The organism is Flavobacterium sp. MEB061, from assembly GCF_000834715.1.
GTDB classification, from domain to species: Bacteria; Bacteroidota; Bacteroidia; order Flavobacteriales; family Flavobacteriaceae; genus Flavobacterium; species Flavobacterium pectinovorum.
Window position 1 is genome coordinate 166,569 of sequence record NZ_JXQR01000014.1, and the last position, 16,152, is coordinate 182,720.

Annotated in this window: 8 protein-coding genes; all 8 read left to right on the plus strand. The window is 32.5% G+C overall.

The window, feature by feature from the left end:
• The 8 genes from RT99_RS06320 (at position 1) to RT99_RS06360 (ending at position 15,758) form a co-directional block, all read left to right on the plus strand.
• Positions 1-531 (plus strand): hypothetical protein, encoded by a 531-nt coding sequence (locus RT99_RS06320; RefSeq protein ID WP_042563886.1) that lies wholly within the window; start codon positions 1-3, stop codon positions 529-531.
• 174 nt (positions 532-705) lie between these two features.
• Positions 706-1,011, plus strand: a complete 306-nt coding sequence (locus tag RT99_RS06325) for a hypothetical protein (RefSeq protein ID WP_042563887.1) — start codon at positions 706-708, stop codon at positions 1,009-1,011.
• Positions 1,012-1,275: 264 nt separating this feature from the next.
• The gene (locus tag RT99_RS06330) at positions 1,276-3,342 is read left to right on the plus strand and encodes a fibronectin type III domain-containing protein (protein WP_042563888.1); all 2,067 of its coding nucleotides are present in this window, start codon (positions 1,276-1,278) and stop codon (positions 3,340-3,342) included.
• A gap of 4 nt (positions 3,343-3,346) precedes the next feature.
• Positions 3,347-8,431 (plus strand): T9SS type A sorting domain-containing protein, encoded by a 5,085-nt coding sequence (locus RT99_RS06335; protein WP_082036923.1) that lies wholly within the window; start codon positions 3,347-3,349, stop codon positions 8,429-8,431.
• A gap of 4 nt (positions 8,432-8,435) precedes the next feature.
• Entirely contained in the window at positions 8,436-14,384 is a 5,949-nt protein-coding gene (locus RT99_RS24620) for a deaminase domain-containing protein (protein WP_082036924.1), read from the plus strand.
• A gap of 10 nt (positions 14,385-14,394) precedes the next feature.
• The gene (locus tag RT99_RS06350; RefSeq protein ID WP_042563890.1) at positions 14,395-14,844 is read left to right on the plus strand and encodes an SMI1/KNR4 family protein; all 450 of its coding nucleotides are present in this window, start codon (positions 14,395-14,397) and stop codon (positions 14,842-14,844) included.
• Positions 14,845-14,874: 30 nt separating this feature from the next.
• Positions 14,875-15,240 carry a hypothetical protein gene (locus tag RT99_RS06355; protein ID WP_042563891.1) on the plus strand — a complete coding sequence of 122 codons (366 nt, stop codon included), beginning with the start codon at positions 14,875-14,877 and terminating at the stop codon, positions 15,238-15,240.
• Between the two features lie 77 nt (positions 15,241-15,317).
• Positions 15,318-15,758 carry a hypothetical protein gene (locus RT99_RS06360; protein WP_042563892.1) on the plus strand — a complete coding sequence of 147 codons (441 nt, stop codon included), beginning with the start codon at positions 15,318-15,320 and terminating at the stop codon, positions 15,756-15,758.
• Positions 15,759-16,152 lie beyond the last annotated feature (394 nt).

Below are 16,152 nucleotides of genomic sequence, written 5' to 3' on the forward strand. Positions count from 1 at the left end.
ATGGAAATACTTGCTGAATCTACTGCAACGGCAATAATCCATTGTGCTGCAGAAAAAATAAATCTTTCAGAATGGCTTTTTACATTGAAAGATCATGAATATCAATCTTGCTCAGAAGGGCATATTGCTGGCGGAATTTCAATTTCAAAAGATGGAAAAAGAATGTCAATAAATGTTGAAAAAGTTGCCGATAATCTTCTGGTACAGCATTATATTGAAGAAATAGGAGGTACAAATCATTGCAGAGTAAATTCTGTATCAGATTCAATTTCTTCTTTGGGAACAACTAAATTGAGGATTACCTGGGAGTTAAAAGTTACAGCGTTATCTAATGACAGCTGTGAGTTTTCTAATCGTGTAATTGTGAGCGCAACCGAAGAGTTTTTAGCGTTATTAAAATCAATTAATATTACTGATTTAGCAATTGTAAAAAGTCAGATGATGCAAAATGTTGCATTACATAATGAAGAGGAAACACCTTTATTTGCTATTAATATCGAACGTAAAGCAATTGCCGATATTTGGAATTAAATTATTATTAAGTCTTAAATAAAAAATTCTTGAAATGGAATTTATAGTAACTTTGCCATAAATTGATATTTAAGAATCAGTTTGTGAAACAACATGTTTTTTTTCATAACTTTAATATTGAATACGATCTGAAGTGAAGAAAAAACTAATTTTAAAACTCTAAATACTAAAATTATGGTAATACAGTATCAAGGTGAACAATACGGAAAATCGACCACATTTACGATAAGAATCATTGGAAACAATCTTTCTAAAAGTAGTTCAAATTACCAAATTGATTTGTTGGTAGGCGACAAACAATTGCCAACTTTTACAACATCAATTCACCAAAGTTTGTCAAATTGTTTAAAAGAGATCTATTTATTCAGAAAGCATAACGGAATTACATTCAATGCGTCTTCAGAAAAAATTGCGCCACTTTTAGTGCCATATGATCAGGTTTTATATAATTATAATAAATATGCTTTGTTTATGGCTTAAGCTTTAGAATTGATAAAATAAATAAAGACTGCTCAATTTCTGGGCAGTCTTTTTTTATGAAATTCATCATTACACGCATCGTATAATTTCAATCTATTTTCAGTACAATTAAATAATTATAGGTATTTTCTTGGTATTTGCTTATTTATTTTAGTTAATATTTTATTTACCCTAATTTATTGTTTTTTTTTAGTAAACATCTGTTTGCTAGTTAATATAAAACATTATTTTTGCCTTTTTTAACATGGAAATAATTACACATTAATGTCAAAAAGCAAGCTTCTTTTTTTATTCATATTATTTGTATCCTTATCGTATTCTCAGACCAAAAAAGCTACTGTAATGGTCAATGCCAGAGCTCAAAAAGATAAAATTTTGATTCGTTGGGCAATAAACTCTCCAAGTGAATGGCAAAAAGCAAATAAAAAAGGATTTGTAATTACAAGGACAACGATATTAAGGGATGGTGTTGTTTTGCCAAAACCCGAAAAAATACTACTTACTCCAAAACCATTAGTGCCTGAGCCTTTAGATTCCTGGCTTGATTTAGTACAAAAAGATAATAATATTGCTATTATCGCTCAATCTATTTATGGTGAAAGTTTTGAAGTAACTGCAGCGAAAGAAGGAGATTTGTCCAAAATAGTAAATATGGCCGACGAACTGGATCAGCGATATACTTTTGCTTTATATGCAGCCGATATGAGCTTTGAAGGTGCATTAAAGGCAGGTTGGGGACTTGTAGATACGAATGTAAAGAAAAATGAAGTTTATGCTTATCAGGTGAGTGTTTTCGAAAGTCCAAAGGTCAAGGAATCATCTTATATGATTGGTCTGAAAGATTATACCGCTTTACCTGCTCCTACTGATTTTATTGCAATTCCTGACGACAAAAAAGTAATGCTATCATGGGATTATGAAACTTTTAAAAGAATTTATACTTCTTTTATGGTAGAGAAATCTTCAGACGGAGTCAATTTTAGCCCCATCGCTACTACGCCTTTAGTAAACCTGAACGATAAAGATGAACATCCTTCAAAATCGATGTATTATATCGATACGCTTAGCGTAAACGACAAAATATATCAATATAGGTTATATGGTATAACTTCATTTGGAGAAAAAGGAGAATTGACAAAACCTATTACTGCAAAAGGGGTGGCTGCTATAGTTACTCCGGCAAGGCTTGTAGATTATAATATTGTTAACTCAAACGAGGTTAATTTAGAATGGGATTACCCTAAAGATTCTGAAGGTTTTATTCAGGGTTATGAAATCAATTTAGCCAATAATGACAAAGGTCCGTATAAAGTAGTTTCTAAAATGATTCCTCCGTCGGAGAGAAAACTCAATTTTAAAGAGAATTTATATCCGTCCAATTATTTTACCATTTCTGTTGTTGGTAAAAACAACCAGCGTTTGACTTCTCAAAGTATGTTGGTTCAGCCCGTAGATTCTATACCTCCTGCAAAACCAATAGGATTAGAAGGTGTAATAGATAGCCTTGGAGTGGTGCGATTGAAATGGAAAGCCAATCTGGAAAAAGATTTAAGAGGTTATCGAATTTTAAAAGCCAATAATCCTGATGAAGAATTTGTAGATATTTATCACAAATCGTATGTGGGTAATGATTACAAAGACAGCGTAAGTCTTAAAATGACGAACAGCAAAGTCTATTATAGGATTGCTGCAGAAGACATGCGATTTAATATTTCAGATCCATCTGATGTTTTAGTGTTGGATAAACCGGATAAAATTCCGCCAGCGGCTCCGATTTTTAAGGATTATGACAATAAAGATGGCAAAGTACATTTAAAATGGATACGCAGTTATAGTGAAGATGTAGTAGGATATAGTCTTAGAAGGATAGAGAAAGGACAGGAAAAATGGTTGGAGATTAAACAGATAAATGATACCATCCAGGAATTTACAGATGACAGAGTAGAGAATAGAAAAACATACCAATACGCCATTCTGGCAAAAGATAAAAGTAATCTTTGGTCGTCATTAGATAATTCTATAATAACCGTAAATGTATTAAACTTTACTCCCGTTAAAGTAATTACATTTTTGCAAGGATTACCAGATAGAGAAAATAAAAAGATAGTATTAAGCTGGGATTATGCAAAAAATAAAGGCAAAATCCTGGGGTTAAGTATTTATAAAAATGTAAAAGGTACTCCGCCAACTTTATGGAAGGAATTAAACGCAAACGTTTTTACTTTAGAAGATAAAAATTTAAAAATTAATCAGGAATACGAATATCATTTGATTCCTAATCTGGAAAGTGATAGTCCTGCAAAGGCAGAAGCTATAACAGTTATATATTAAGCCTATGAAGAAGATTTACTTATTGATGTTTTTGTTGGTTTCGGGGTTTAGTTTTGCTCAGGGAACAGATTACGTTATTAAAATTTCAAACCTTAGTTATTCTATTAACGCAGGTGTTAAAAACAGGACCAGTTCAAATATCCGAATAACAGTTCGGTATAAAGACGGCACAAGTTCAAATGCTTATACAAGAGATATTCGTAATAATGGCGATCGTGAGGTTAATTTAGATATAGCTGCTTTTAATAGAAATTCTAAACCAGTTTCTGTTGAATGTTATGTATTTGTGAATTTCAGGAGCGGCACAGATGCAAATAGCACAATATCTAAAAATATAGATACATTTTGTCCTTCCGGAAGTTTTAGCGGAAGCTATTCCCCTAGGATGTCTAATGTAACATTCAATTATAAAATAGAACCCAAATTTTATGTTAATCGCGTTGGAGATGATATTTTACCCACTCATACAAAAAAAACAATTATTGCTACTCCCGGCTATGATACGCATTATTATAGATGGCAGTACACTTTAGTGCCAAATGCAACAGCAACACAGTGGGAAGATCTACCTCTATATAATACCAAACCAAGCATAACTGTAGATGCGGTAGATATTTTGGGAGAAAATACAGGATTAAATATTGGAAAATATATATATTTTAGAATAAAACCCTGTTCAGAAACTCCGGGATTGAGTACTTTAATAACTTATACAATACGTTTATCTGCGCCAGAAGTTGTATCTTTTACACAAAATCAACCAAAATGCACTGATACTGATGATGGTTCTGTGCAGCTTTTTTTTAACAGGACTTTGTTAAAAAATGAACAATTAAACTATACTCTTATTGATGCAGGCACAGGAACTCCTGCAGGATATAATGGTATTTTGGGAATTGGAGCAGATAAAACTTTTAATATTCCTAATTTAAGAGCTGGTACTTATATTTTGCAATTAATTGGATTTAAGGATGGATTAAACACTGCCGTAAATGAAGATTTATTTGCTCTTACTACCTTTACTATCAAATCGCCACCCCCGCTTGACTTTACATTAACAGAAACAAATGTACAATGTAACGGATCTCAGGATGGATCTATTTTAATTAGTCCAACTGGAGGAACTCGTGTTGCTGGAGGAAAAGATTATTATTCGTTGGATAATGGAGTCAATTGGAATCCATTTCCAAATGATGCACCTTATCTTCTTGCTGGGTTAGCACCTGGTACTTATAAGATAAAAGTAAAAGATATGAATGGTTGTATCGCAAGAGAGCAATCATTGTTAGACGGAAAGATTGTATTAGAAGAAGAAATAGTAAGAGAAAAGAAAATATCACAGCCAGTATCACCTTTATCGTTAAGTTATACTTTGAAAAAGGATCCGACTTTTAAAGGTGCAGCTAACGGAAAAATTGTGGCTGCCATAAGCGGCGGTACAATAAAAGATGATAAAACATACAACTTTGAATGGAGGAATATCGCTGGAGATCTTTTGCCAGCCACGGGTCAGTACAATTCGGCAGATAAAACGTATAATATTACATTAGATAATGTTCCTGACGGAGAATATAAACTAACTGTAAAAGACAAAAATTACAATACGGCAATAGATAAAGCAGGCTGTTCTGTTATCGAATCATCGGAGACATTAACTGAGCCGGGTAAAATTGTAATAACAATAACAGAAACCCATCCAATTTCGTGTAACAGTGAGAATTCTGATTCAGAAGCGGAAAAATTCTCAGACGGAGTTTTTACGGCAACAGTTGTTGGAGGAATCAAATTTACAGGATCAGCAAATAATGGTTTGCCATACAAATATACCTGGTCCAAATACAATACTGTAACCAATTTGTGGGAGGAATTAACAGGGGAGAAAACGGCATCTATAGAAGGTATTTCACAAGGAAACTATTCATTAAATGTTGAAGATGCCAACGGAATAGTACAAGGTGATTACAGCACTACGGATTTAATAACGGCAATTCCAACAACAAAAAGTATTATAGAGCCTACAAAACTTGAATTGTCTTTTAATTCAGGAAATGTTTCCTGTTTTGAGGGCAACAATGGCTGGACCGAAGCGATTGTAACCGGAGGAACGGGTTCTTATAAATTTACCTGGTATAATACCGGTGGCGGAATTATTGATAAAAATAAAGTATCTCAATTAACAAAAGGAGAATATTTTGTTGAGGTTACAGATGGTAATGATTGCTTTATAAAAGGCAGTGTTGTAATTGGCGAACCAACCTCTCAGGTAGCAATTGAGTATTATGAAATTTTTACCCCTACATTCTTTGGGGCAACAAACGGAAGAATTATAGCCAAAATAACAGGCGGAACGCCGAATGATAATGAACCACTATATAATTATGAGTGGAAAAATGCAGTAGGAACATTACAAACCACAACTGCAGCAGTAGAAAATGGAATCTACACCATTACTTTAAACGGAGTTCCTGCGGATGATTATTTTTTAACTGTAAAAGATAAAAATTATAACGAAGGAACAAATCAGATTGTTAATTGTTCAGTAATAGAATCGAAAGTAAGACTTAATGAGCCTGATCCTTTAAAAGTTGTTTTTGAAATTATTCGAGACATTTCTTGTAATACAAGCAACGAATTTGGTAATAATACAGATACTGCACCACAAGATGGCCAGCGTGATGAGTCACAGGATGGTATTTTAATGGCTCATGTAACTGGTGGTACTCCATTGGCAACTTCGTCAAATAATGGTCTTCCATATTATTTTTACTGGAAAAAACAAGAAACTGATGGTTCATGGACAGCTTTGCCTAATATTAAAGGAGAAACGGCTACGAATCTTTCCCATGGAAATTATGCATTAAACATAAAAGACAGAAATGGGATCATGCTTGGAACTTATGTCAATAACCAGCTTACGCAGGAAATTGATGTAACCCAACTTATGCAGGAACCTCCAAAATTATCGGTAACCATTACACATGGAGACGTTTATTGTAATGGAGGAAATGATGGCTGGGCAACAGCAAATCCTGTAGGAGGAACACCTCCGTATGATTATAAATGGTCTAACGGAGTAGAAGATAAAGAAAATGTCGTTTTGAAGAAAGGTGATTATTGGGTGTTTATTACAGATGCAAAAGGATGTACAACTCAGGCAGATGTAAAAATTACAGAGCCATTGAGCCCTCTTTCTATCAAATATACTGAAATTCTTAACCCTAGTTTTTATAAGGCTACTAATGGAAAGATTGTTGTAGAAATTACCGGCGGTACTATTTTCTTAGACAATACCTATTGGTTTGAGTGGAAAAACAGTAAAGGAATATTACAAACTGCCACTACAACCAGTTTTAATAATGGTATTTACACGATCTCATTAAACGGTCTTGACGAGGAAACCTACAGCTTAACCGTTCGTGATCGTAATTATGATGCTGCAACAAATAAAATAAGTTGTACGGTAGCAAACTCGGTTACAAGTCTGGATGATCCGGATCCGCTTGAAGTTACTTTTGAAATAGTTCGTACTATTTCCTGTAATGTGAGTAATGAATTTGGAAATGAGACTGATTTTAATCCACAGGATGGTCAAAGAGATGAATCACAGGACGGAATTTTAACAGCTCATGTTAAAGGTGGAATTCAGTTGAAACCAAATCAAAATAACGGATTGCTTTATTACTATACCTGGAAAAAACAGCAGAAAGACGGTTCGTGGATACTTTGGAATGATCATGACGAAACAGTAGAAAATATTTCAGATGGAACTTATGCTCTTAATATTGAAGATGCTAATGGAATAAAATTGGGTACTTATGTAAATAATGTTTTAGTAAAAGAAATAGATGTTACGCAGTTTATGCCGGAGCCTGCAAAATTGAATCTGACTTTTACAAAATTAAATGCGAGCTGTAATAATGGAGATGACGGATGGGCAGAAGCACATGTAACAGGCGGAACTGCTCCCTACACATATGAGTGGACAAACGGAGATACAACAGCAAAAATAGAGAACATTACAACCAATAATTATTTTGTAATGATAACCGATGCAAAAGGCTGTACTATTCAGGGAAGTATTTTTGTGGGTGATCCCAAAGGAATACTTAGTACTGAAACAGTTAAAAACCCTACTTGTTATACCGGCAATAATGGATCAATCCAGCTTAATGTTACAGGAGGAAATTTACCTTACACCTATTTATGGAGCACAGGAGAAACCACAAAAGACCTTAATAATCTTGCAGCAGGAAATTATGAAGTAGCCATTACATGTCCGGACTGCTGCGTGTATAAAAAGAGATTTGTTCTAAAAGATCCAAATCAAATTGTTGTTGATTTAGGAAAAGACAGAACGCTTTGTAATGATCAGGTTTTAGATTTAGACGCTACAATTGCAGATACAAATGCAAAATACAACTGGACTTCTACAACTGGGTTTACATCAAATGATGCAAAAGTAACGCTGTCAAAAGCAGGAACCTATACTGTAAAAGTAACTACAGCTTTAGGCTGTATTAGCGAAGATGAAATTGTAATAAAAACAAGTCAGGCAATTATTAGTTCAGAGTTTTTATTGAGCTCACAAGCTTATTTAGATGAAGAAGTAATTTTAGTCAATACCAGTAATCCTTTTGGAGAAAGTACCAAATGGGTAATTCCTGACGGAGTAAAAATTGTTGAACAAAAGGAAAAATACATAACCCTTAAGTTTGATGCAACAGGTGTTTATGCCATTGGTTTAGAGCAAACGCAAGGGGAATGTTACGCAACATTCAGTAAAAATATTACTGTTGAAAAACGAAGTGGTTTACCAAATACAGGTACTGCATCGCAATTTATTGTAGATTTTATTGTAACGCCAAATCCAAGTAACGGTAATTTTAAAGCGCTTGTAACTTTAGAAAATACTAGTGCTGTGAATTTAAGGTTATTCTCTACGACGGGACAAAATACGATGATTCAGAAAAATGATTCAGGGAAGAAAAAATATGAAATAGATTTTGAGACGTCATTAGAATCTGGAATGTATATTTTAGTATTAGAAACGGGACAACAAACATTGGTTAAAAAAATTATCATCTATTAAAAAAATGAAGAACCTTTTCAATAACATACATTTATTTGTTCTATTTCTATTTTTTAGTGTAACCGGATATGCGCAATTATATCCAGTTCAGCTAACACCTGTTTTTAATAGTCCGTACAGTGTCAAAATATCAGATTATGCGACTAGTATGGATACTAAAATGCAGTTGCTGATAAATCCTACCGATATTTCTATATCGCAAAGGCAGGTACGTTTAAAATTATACATACAAGGCAATGGACTTAATATACAAAGTAGTGATTTTATACAAGGACAGCGACCTATTTTTATAAACGGAGGAGAATTACAAACACTGACTAATACCGATATTTCCGCCCTTTTTAGGTTAGAAAATCTACAGGGAATTTCTCCGGCTCAATATGCTAATCCGTTGCCGGAAGGAATGTACAATTTTTGTTTTGAGATGTACGATTTTGTAACCAACCAAAAGATCTCACAGAAAAGTTGTGCCAGTTTGTATCTGATTTTAAATGATCCACCATTATTAAATACACCACAAAAAAACGAGCAAATTGCGTCGACAGAATTTCCGAATATTTTATTTACCTGGACTCCGCGTCAAATAAATGCGACCAATATATCGTATAAATTCGAATTAAAACAGCTCATCGACCCAACGTTAGATCCTCAAATTGGGTTTCAAATGTCTCTCATTTTATATGAGGAAACACTTTTCGGAACCGCTTTGTTGTATAATTTGAGTATGCCAACTCTTACTCCCGGTCTGCGATACGCATGGCGTGTAAAAGCTATATCGACTACCGGACTTTCAGAGAATGCGGTATTTAAAAATGATGGCTATAGTGAGATATATTCCTTTAAATATACTGCTTCTTGTGCTGCTCCAACCTTTTTGTTAAGCGAATCTCAGAGTTCTAAAAGTGTAAAAATCACTTGGGAAGGAATACCGGAACATACCCGTTATCAGGTACAATACAAAAAGCAAGATGTACGCAACGCGCAATGGTTTTCGACATACAGTTTAAACAAACAAACCTTAATCACCAATTTAGAACCAGGTGTAACGTATCAGTTTAGAGTAGGCTCAAGTTGCGACCCTGTAAGCGAAGGCGTTCAGTCATTTACGTATTCAGGAATAAACACTTTTACAACACCTACAGAAACAACTGGTGTTCCGGCATATAATTGTGGTATTGTTCCTCAAATCAATATTCAGAATCAAAAACCGCTTACGAATTTAATTCAGAGTGAAACTTTTAAAGCGGGAGATTTTCCGGTTACGATTTTAGAGCTTCAGGGTGAAAACAGTCCATACTCTGGTAAAGGATATATTATAGTGCCTTATTTAGCAGATACCAAAATTGCTGTTGAGTTTAAGGATATTGTCATCAATACAGATTATCAATTAATTAGCGGTGTTGTTGAGACAAGCTATAATTCGGATTGGAAAAATGTTACTGATGTAGAAGATTTCACCGGCGAAGGTCAAGGAGGACAGATCGAAGAAACTGTTCCGTTTATAATTAAAGATATTGTTATTAATGCCAATGGTGATATACTTGTAAATGGTGTTGATGGGCAACAAGTAACCATTCCCGGAGGAAAAGATACAGTTATCACAGATAGTGGAGGAAAAGATGCTGAAGGAAATGACATTCCGCCTAAAGTTTATAACGTAGACAGCAGTGGAAATGGCAGCAATCAAGGTACTGAATTTGCTCAGGGAGGAAAGCCAAATCCTGAAAATACGGATGGAGTAGATAAAAGCGGTCAGGCTACAGCATTTACTGCCAAAGGAATTAGTATTGTATTTTCAAACAATGAAAATACAAGTAATGGATCTAAAAGTAAATATGCTTTTGATGTAATGCCCGATAATGCATCAGCAGCTTTACAAAAGTTATACAAAAAAGTTGGTGACGTAGCGCTTCCTTACAAAGCAGTTTTAAATGGCGATTCAGATACATTGCTAGGTACAGTAACCGTTACAGATACCAATGTAAAATTGGACAGTATTGTTTTTAAAACTCAAAATGGTGCTAAAATCGACTTTAAAAGAAATGATAAAGTTTTTGTAATAACGGTAAAAGGAAGCCTGAGTTATGCTGACCAACAAATATTAGCGACTATAAAAGAGGGGAAAAAATGGAAAGTTATCGGCGCTTTTATGCTTGTAGATATTTCTCCAAAAAATGTTAATGTTGCGTTAGTTCCTACCGATGAAGTTTCAGAAAAGAAATTGGATCAAGTTATTGCAAGTACTCAAGCAATTTATAATAAAGTAGGGATTAAAATAAACTTTACAAAAGAGAAAGTACTAAATATAAACAGTGTAGTTTCAGGAAATACGATCCAGACGGAGAAAAACACACTTACATCAACCTATAGTGCAGATCAACAAAGCATAAACAGTTTATACCAAAGTACAGAATCAAGTTATGTGCTTTTTGTAACAGATAAAAATTCAAGCACTGGACAACAAGGATATATGCGTTTGAATGGGCAGTTTGGTTATGTATTTAAAACTGGATTAGATAAAACTCCCGCACACGAATTAGGTCATGGTATCTTTAAGTTAGAGCACCCATTTGAGGTTTACAAAACTTCTGAATCAAGTACTGATTTGTTAATGGATTATAGCTCAGGAACAGCTTTAAATCATCAGGATTGGAAACAAATTAATGATCCTGTGTTTAAATTGTATGCGTTTCAGAGTCAGGCTAGTGGAGAATTTGCAAATTATGTAGTAACTCCGGATTATAGAATTGTTAACATTCCGCAATCTAACATATTAACTTTTGAGAAATCTAATATTTTAATTCCTTCTGGGACATGTCCAGGCTTCGTAACTTACAATTATGATAAGCAGCTTAAGGCATTTAAAAACATCAAGCACTATTACTGGGATAATGATAAAAAAGTATATAAGACTAAAGATTCAAAAGATGAAGTTTTCAATCCTATTACCGTTACCCCAAAAGCACAATCTTTAATTACGGTATTTTATAATTATGTAGATTGCCCAGCAGGTTTTTTGGATCTTAAATTTAGTGAAATTGCTAATGAGTATCAAACAGCTAATGGATTACTTTCTATTATTAAAAAGAATCAAATTAATGCAAACGTTTTAAACTGTGTAGATTTTAATTCTAATTCAACTGAAGATCCTAAAGAAAAAGGTTGGACAATGACTGGCTCAAAGGCACCTTTGAATTGTACTGCGGATAACATTAAAGAATTATTAAAGTTTGAATTAATAGATATAAGTGTTATTACTGCTAATACTTCATCAAAAGAAACTAATAAAATATTAGAAACAAATTACAAAGATTGCCTTTTTGAGAATATAGATATTAATTTAAGAATTATTCTTCTTGATAATTTAATTAACAAAGCAAAAGATGATGCTGATTGGGAATTTAGCAAGACCGCTCTTTCTTTTGGGGATACTTTCTTTTTAGATAATTTGATTCTTACTACTCCAGAGGAAGATAGATTAAAACTGTTGAAGGATGGTTTCATGAAAAATAATTCTGAATGGATAAAAAATATATTTGATAAAAGCAGGGGAGGCATGCTTACTAATAACGATGCAACAATGTCAGAAATTGTTCCATTGTTTCGAGGATTATCAGCCTGGGTTTCCAAGTACTATAAAGATTTAGGAATTAAGCCAACGATAGCTACGATGGTAGATATAGGCCCTAATGGATTTAGTAGTTTTGACTATCCAGTGGCAAGTATTAACCCTGTTTATTTAGGAACGGTAGATGATGGCAGTGGTTCTTTTAATTTTATAGACATTAAAGATAATGTAAAATTCAAGCCACAAATTTTAGGTAATAGTTTTGTAAAAATTGGTGAAAGTAATTCTATAAGTTTTCAGCATACACTGCTTAAAAAAGTAGATGGAGTTTATATAACATTGCCGGGTAATGAACCAAAAGATTTTACTGAAAGGTATGAGTTAAATGTAAACTTGTTTGAACCTGTAATTATGATTGCTTCCCGAAATTACCTAAACTTAGGTATAGAGCAAGGAGTCGAATATACAGTGCCGGCTTTTATGGCAGCAGCCTATCAACAAGCTATTATAGACGATGATACAAACCAAAGTATTCGTTCATTAGGTAATGGGGTTGCCATGGGAGCAGCAGTAGTTACAGCAACATTTACAGGAGGGACTTCTTATTTGGCATATTTAACTTATGCAGGAGGTGTAGTTGCAGCTGGAGATGAATTAATAAAGAAAGACAGACTAAAACTAAATCAAGATCCTGCATTTAAAGAAAAATATGAATCATATTATGATGCTTGGGAATTTTTCTACAACTCTGTTATGATTGCTGATGCTGGAGCTAACATTTATAATTTAGCCAGTAACTTAAGTAAAGTAAATTTAGTTCGTAGTACAAAAGCATTTTACTCAAAAATGAAATCATTTGATTTTGCTGGAGTAGAATTAATGAATGTTTGGAGAGGCATTAGTAAAATGCAGAATACAACTCTTGATATTACATTTTTTGGGAATAGATTACAAGCACTCAAATTAAATGCATTAAAAGAACAATTTGAAGTTTTTGATCTGGTTACAAAAAATAGATTAGTATCAACTTTTGGAAAAGCATCTGATGATGTTTTAAGAGAATTAGATGACATTACTAATTTTACTGAAGATTATGATGCATTTGCTACACTTTGGAAAAATACTTCTGATGCAGAATTGCTTGTAATAGGAAGTGATATTAATAAGTTTAAAACATGGTGGTATCCTAATAAATCTAAAATAGTAGATGATTTATTTGTTAATCAAAAAGCTTTTGAGAGTACTTTAAACCAACAATTTACAAACATTGATAAATTACCTAGTAGAATAAGAGGTGAAGTTTGGAATTATTATAAACAAAAGCAGTGGGGAAAATTAGAAGTTATCTATAAAGAATACTCAATTAATCTTCAAGTTACTCCTATTGGAAATAAAATTATTTGGCCACCGGCCAATGGTGGATTCAATATGTTTAAGCATTCGTTAGATGTTGGACAAAAGTATGATCGATATGGAGGTATTTTAAAAATAGAAAATGGAGTGCCAGTACTTACAGGAAATTTCACATCTCCTGTTGAAGGTGTCCCATATTCATTTACGCAGAGAGCGTTGAATATTGCCGAAAACGAGTATGATGTTAAATATACTATCGAAATTATTAAAAAATTACCATTTGATGCAGAAACTTCGAGTATTATACCTTGGTTTAATGAGAAAGGATTAGGAAAACAAACTAAATGGAATATACCGAGAGAATCTAGTGGCTATCCTAAAACATTTACACAACTTGCAGAAGAGGGGTACTTAAAAATCACAATAGAAAAATCACCTAACGGGAAATATAATAGCCTTGTTGGCAAGATAATTCAAGAACCTAGAAAAGCATTAGGTACTAATATCGATAATTTATTTTCTAATGTCTTGAATGAGGTTGATTTTCAGGGATTCAGAAATCTATGTAAGAATAATTCAAAAATTATAGTTGAGCTTTCTGATTCAAATTGGGATAAGTTTGTTAAGGAAACTAAATCTACTTATGAAATTGGAAATAAAAGAAATTTAGCTAAAATTGAATTTGATGGACAACAGAAATTAATTGCAAGTGGTGAGGGATATAATAATCAAATGGCAAATAGTTCTCAATTCATTCCCGAAGACTTTATAATAAAACTAAAAAATGGTGAAAGAGTTTTTGAACCCTCTATTGCCACAAGACATTTAGATACTGAATCAATAGGTTTAGAATATTTTGCTAAACAAAAAAATGCCGTTAAAGGGAATAAATATCCTAATGTTGAGGGAGAAATTAAGGTAACAAGTGATCTTTGTCCTTGTCCTTCCTGTTCAGCAATATTTCAACAATTTAGTGATATGTTTCCTAGTGTAAAAATTAGAGTTATTACAAGTCCGAAATTACATTATTAAAATAAAAACTATGCAATACTTATCTTTTTTGACACATTATAAATCAGAAATTGGTAATTCAAAAGGAATTACAAGTGAAATAATAGATGAAATTGAAAATGACTTTCAACTAAAACTTCCATTGGCTTATAAAGAATACTTATTGGAGTTTGGTAGTCATACAGGTAACCTATTTGGTAGTTATTATATGACTTATCCTTCATTGAAAGAAAATAAGTCAGATGTTATTGAAATGATAAATTTTGATGATAGAAAAACGGAAAATGAAAAACCTTTTATAAAAAATAGTTATTTCTTTTTTGGACAATGGCAAGGGTATATCTTTTATTTTTTTGATTGTGAATCAGGGAAAGATGATCCTGAGGTATACATTTTGAATGATGGATTAGAGATATTGAAATTCAAAAATACATTTAGTGATTTTGTAAAAGATGAGGGGCTAAAATTGTTAATTAAATAACTATAGAAAGTAATAATAAAGATATTAAATATGGTTTTTGTAAAGAAAATTCAATTAAGTCAAGAGACTTTTCCGGTGAACTACTATGATGATGAAGTTCCTGTTACTTTTTATTGTAATGATAAAGGAGAGAAACATCAAGTAATCTTATCACTAAAAAAATCAATATCGCTTTATGAAGAAGTTATAGTTGAAAAAAATATAAGTTATGAAGAGTTAGCAAAAATTGGGATTGATAAAATTGAAAATTTAGAAAATGAAGATAGAAAACATGAGTATCGTTACATGAAAACATTTTCTAGTACTTGTAATAAGGAATTTATAGTTATTTTCAATTTTAAAGAATATGGAGGGTATTATAGTTGTCGTGTTTTTGGAGTTGTAGAAATTGTTTAATAGAAGTAATGCAGGTTAAAGTGAAGCACGGAAAAAAATAAGTTATTATAAGCCATTTGTTTAAAAAACAATAAGAAATGATAAGAAACGATTTATATGCCAGGCATATGGGAGTTGATTGTAGATTTTGGGAAACTGATAATTTCTATGCTTTGCAAACAGATTACAATGAGAAATTACTAAGTAAAGGGTTTAGAAAGTATGATAAGATAGAACTAAAAGACAAAATACACAAAGAAGTCACTTTTAATGCTATCGAAAACGCTTTTGAGGTAAGTACGTTTTGTATCTACAAGGGTTTTAAGTTTTTTCTCGAGGTTTTATTAAATACAGGGCTTTATAGGATTAGACCTTTATCAGAAGCACAAATTAATTTTAAGGATCATGAAAATCATGGTTATGATCCTGTTTATGAAGTTGCAGAAAATGAGTTGGAAGAAATATGGGAAGAACGAAAACCTATTGATGAATTTGTGTTCAATGTAGAACCAATAGTTTACATTAAGAAAAAATATTAGTTTATCGAAGAAGAATGGGAATTAAAATCAAATTATGCTTTTCCATCAGCACTAATGAATGAGTTTTTAAGGTTAGATTTTGATGATGAAAATCTTAAAGTTTATTTATGAAAACAATTATTTTTATGTTTTTCTGCTAGTGTGAACGTAGTATAGGTGAAAAAGAAAAGAAAGAATTTTTAAATTATTTAAAGGTTTATGGTGATGCGCTTTTTTATTACAATGAACGAGAATTGATAGAGGATGTTGTTAATTTTTATGAATTAGAAGTATTTGTTGATATAGTAAAGATGAAAGAATATATTCAAACAAATTTAATTTTTGAACCATCGATGAGTCATTCAGATTTATTAATTCGATATAAAAAAACAAAATAATTCATAAAGCCTATTTT

Coding starts and splice junctions, on each gene's coding strand:
- RT99_RS06330 (WP_042563888.1), top strand. CDS start 1,276: ATGTCAAAAAGCAAGCTTCTTTTTTTATTCATATTATTTGTATCCTTA.
- RT99_RS06325 (WP_042563887.1), top strand. CDS start 706: ATGGTAATACAGTATCAAGGTGAACAATACGGAAAATCGACCACATTT.
- RT99_RS06320 (WP_042563886.1), top strand. CDS start 1: ATGGAAATACTTGCTGAATCTACTGCAACGGCAATAATCCATTGTGCT.
- RT99_RS06355 (WP_042563891.1), top strand. CDS start 14,875: ATGGTTTTTGTAAAGAAAATTCAATTAAGTCAAGAGACTTTTCCGGTG.
- RT99_RS06350 (WP_042563890.1), top strand. CDS start 14,395: ATGCAATACTTATCTTTTTTGACACATTATAAATCAGAAATTGGTAAT.
- RT99_RS06335 (WP_082036923.1), top strand. CDS start 3,347: ATGAAGAAGATTTACTTATTGATGTTTTTGTTGGTTTCGGGGTTTAGT.
- RT99_RS24620 (WP_082036924.1), top strand. CDS start 8,436: ATGAAGAACCTTTTCAATAACATACATTTATTTGTTCTATTTCTATTT.
- RT99_RS06360 (WP_042563892.1), top strand. CDS start 15,318: ATGATAAGAAACGATTTATATGCCAGGCATATGGGAGTTGATTGTAGA.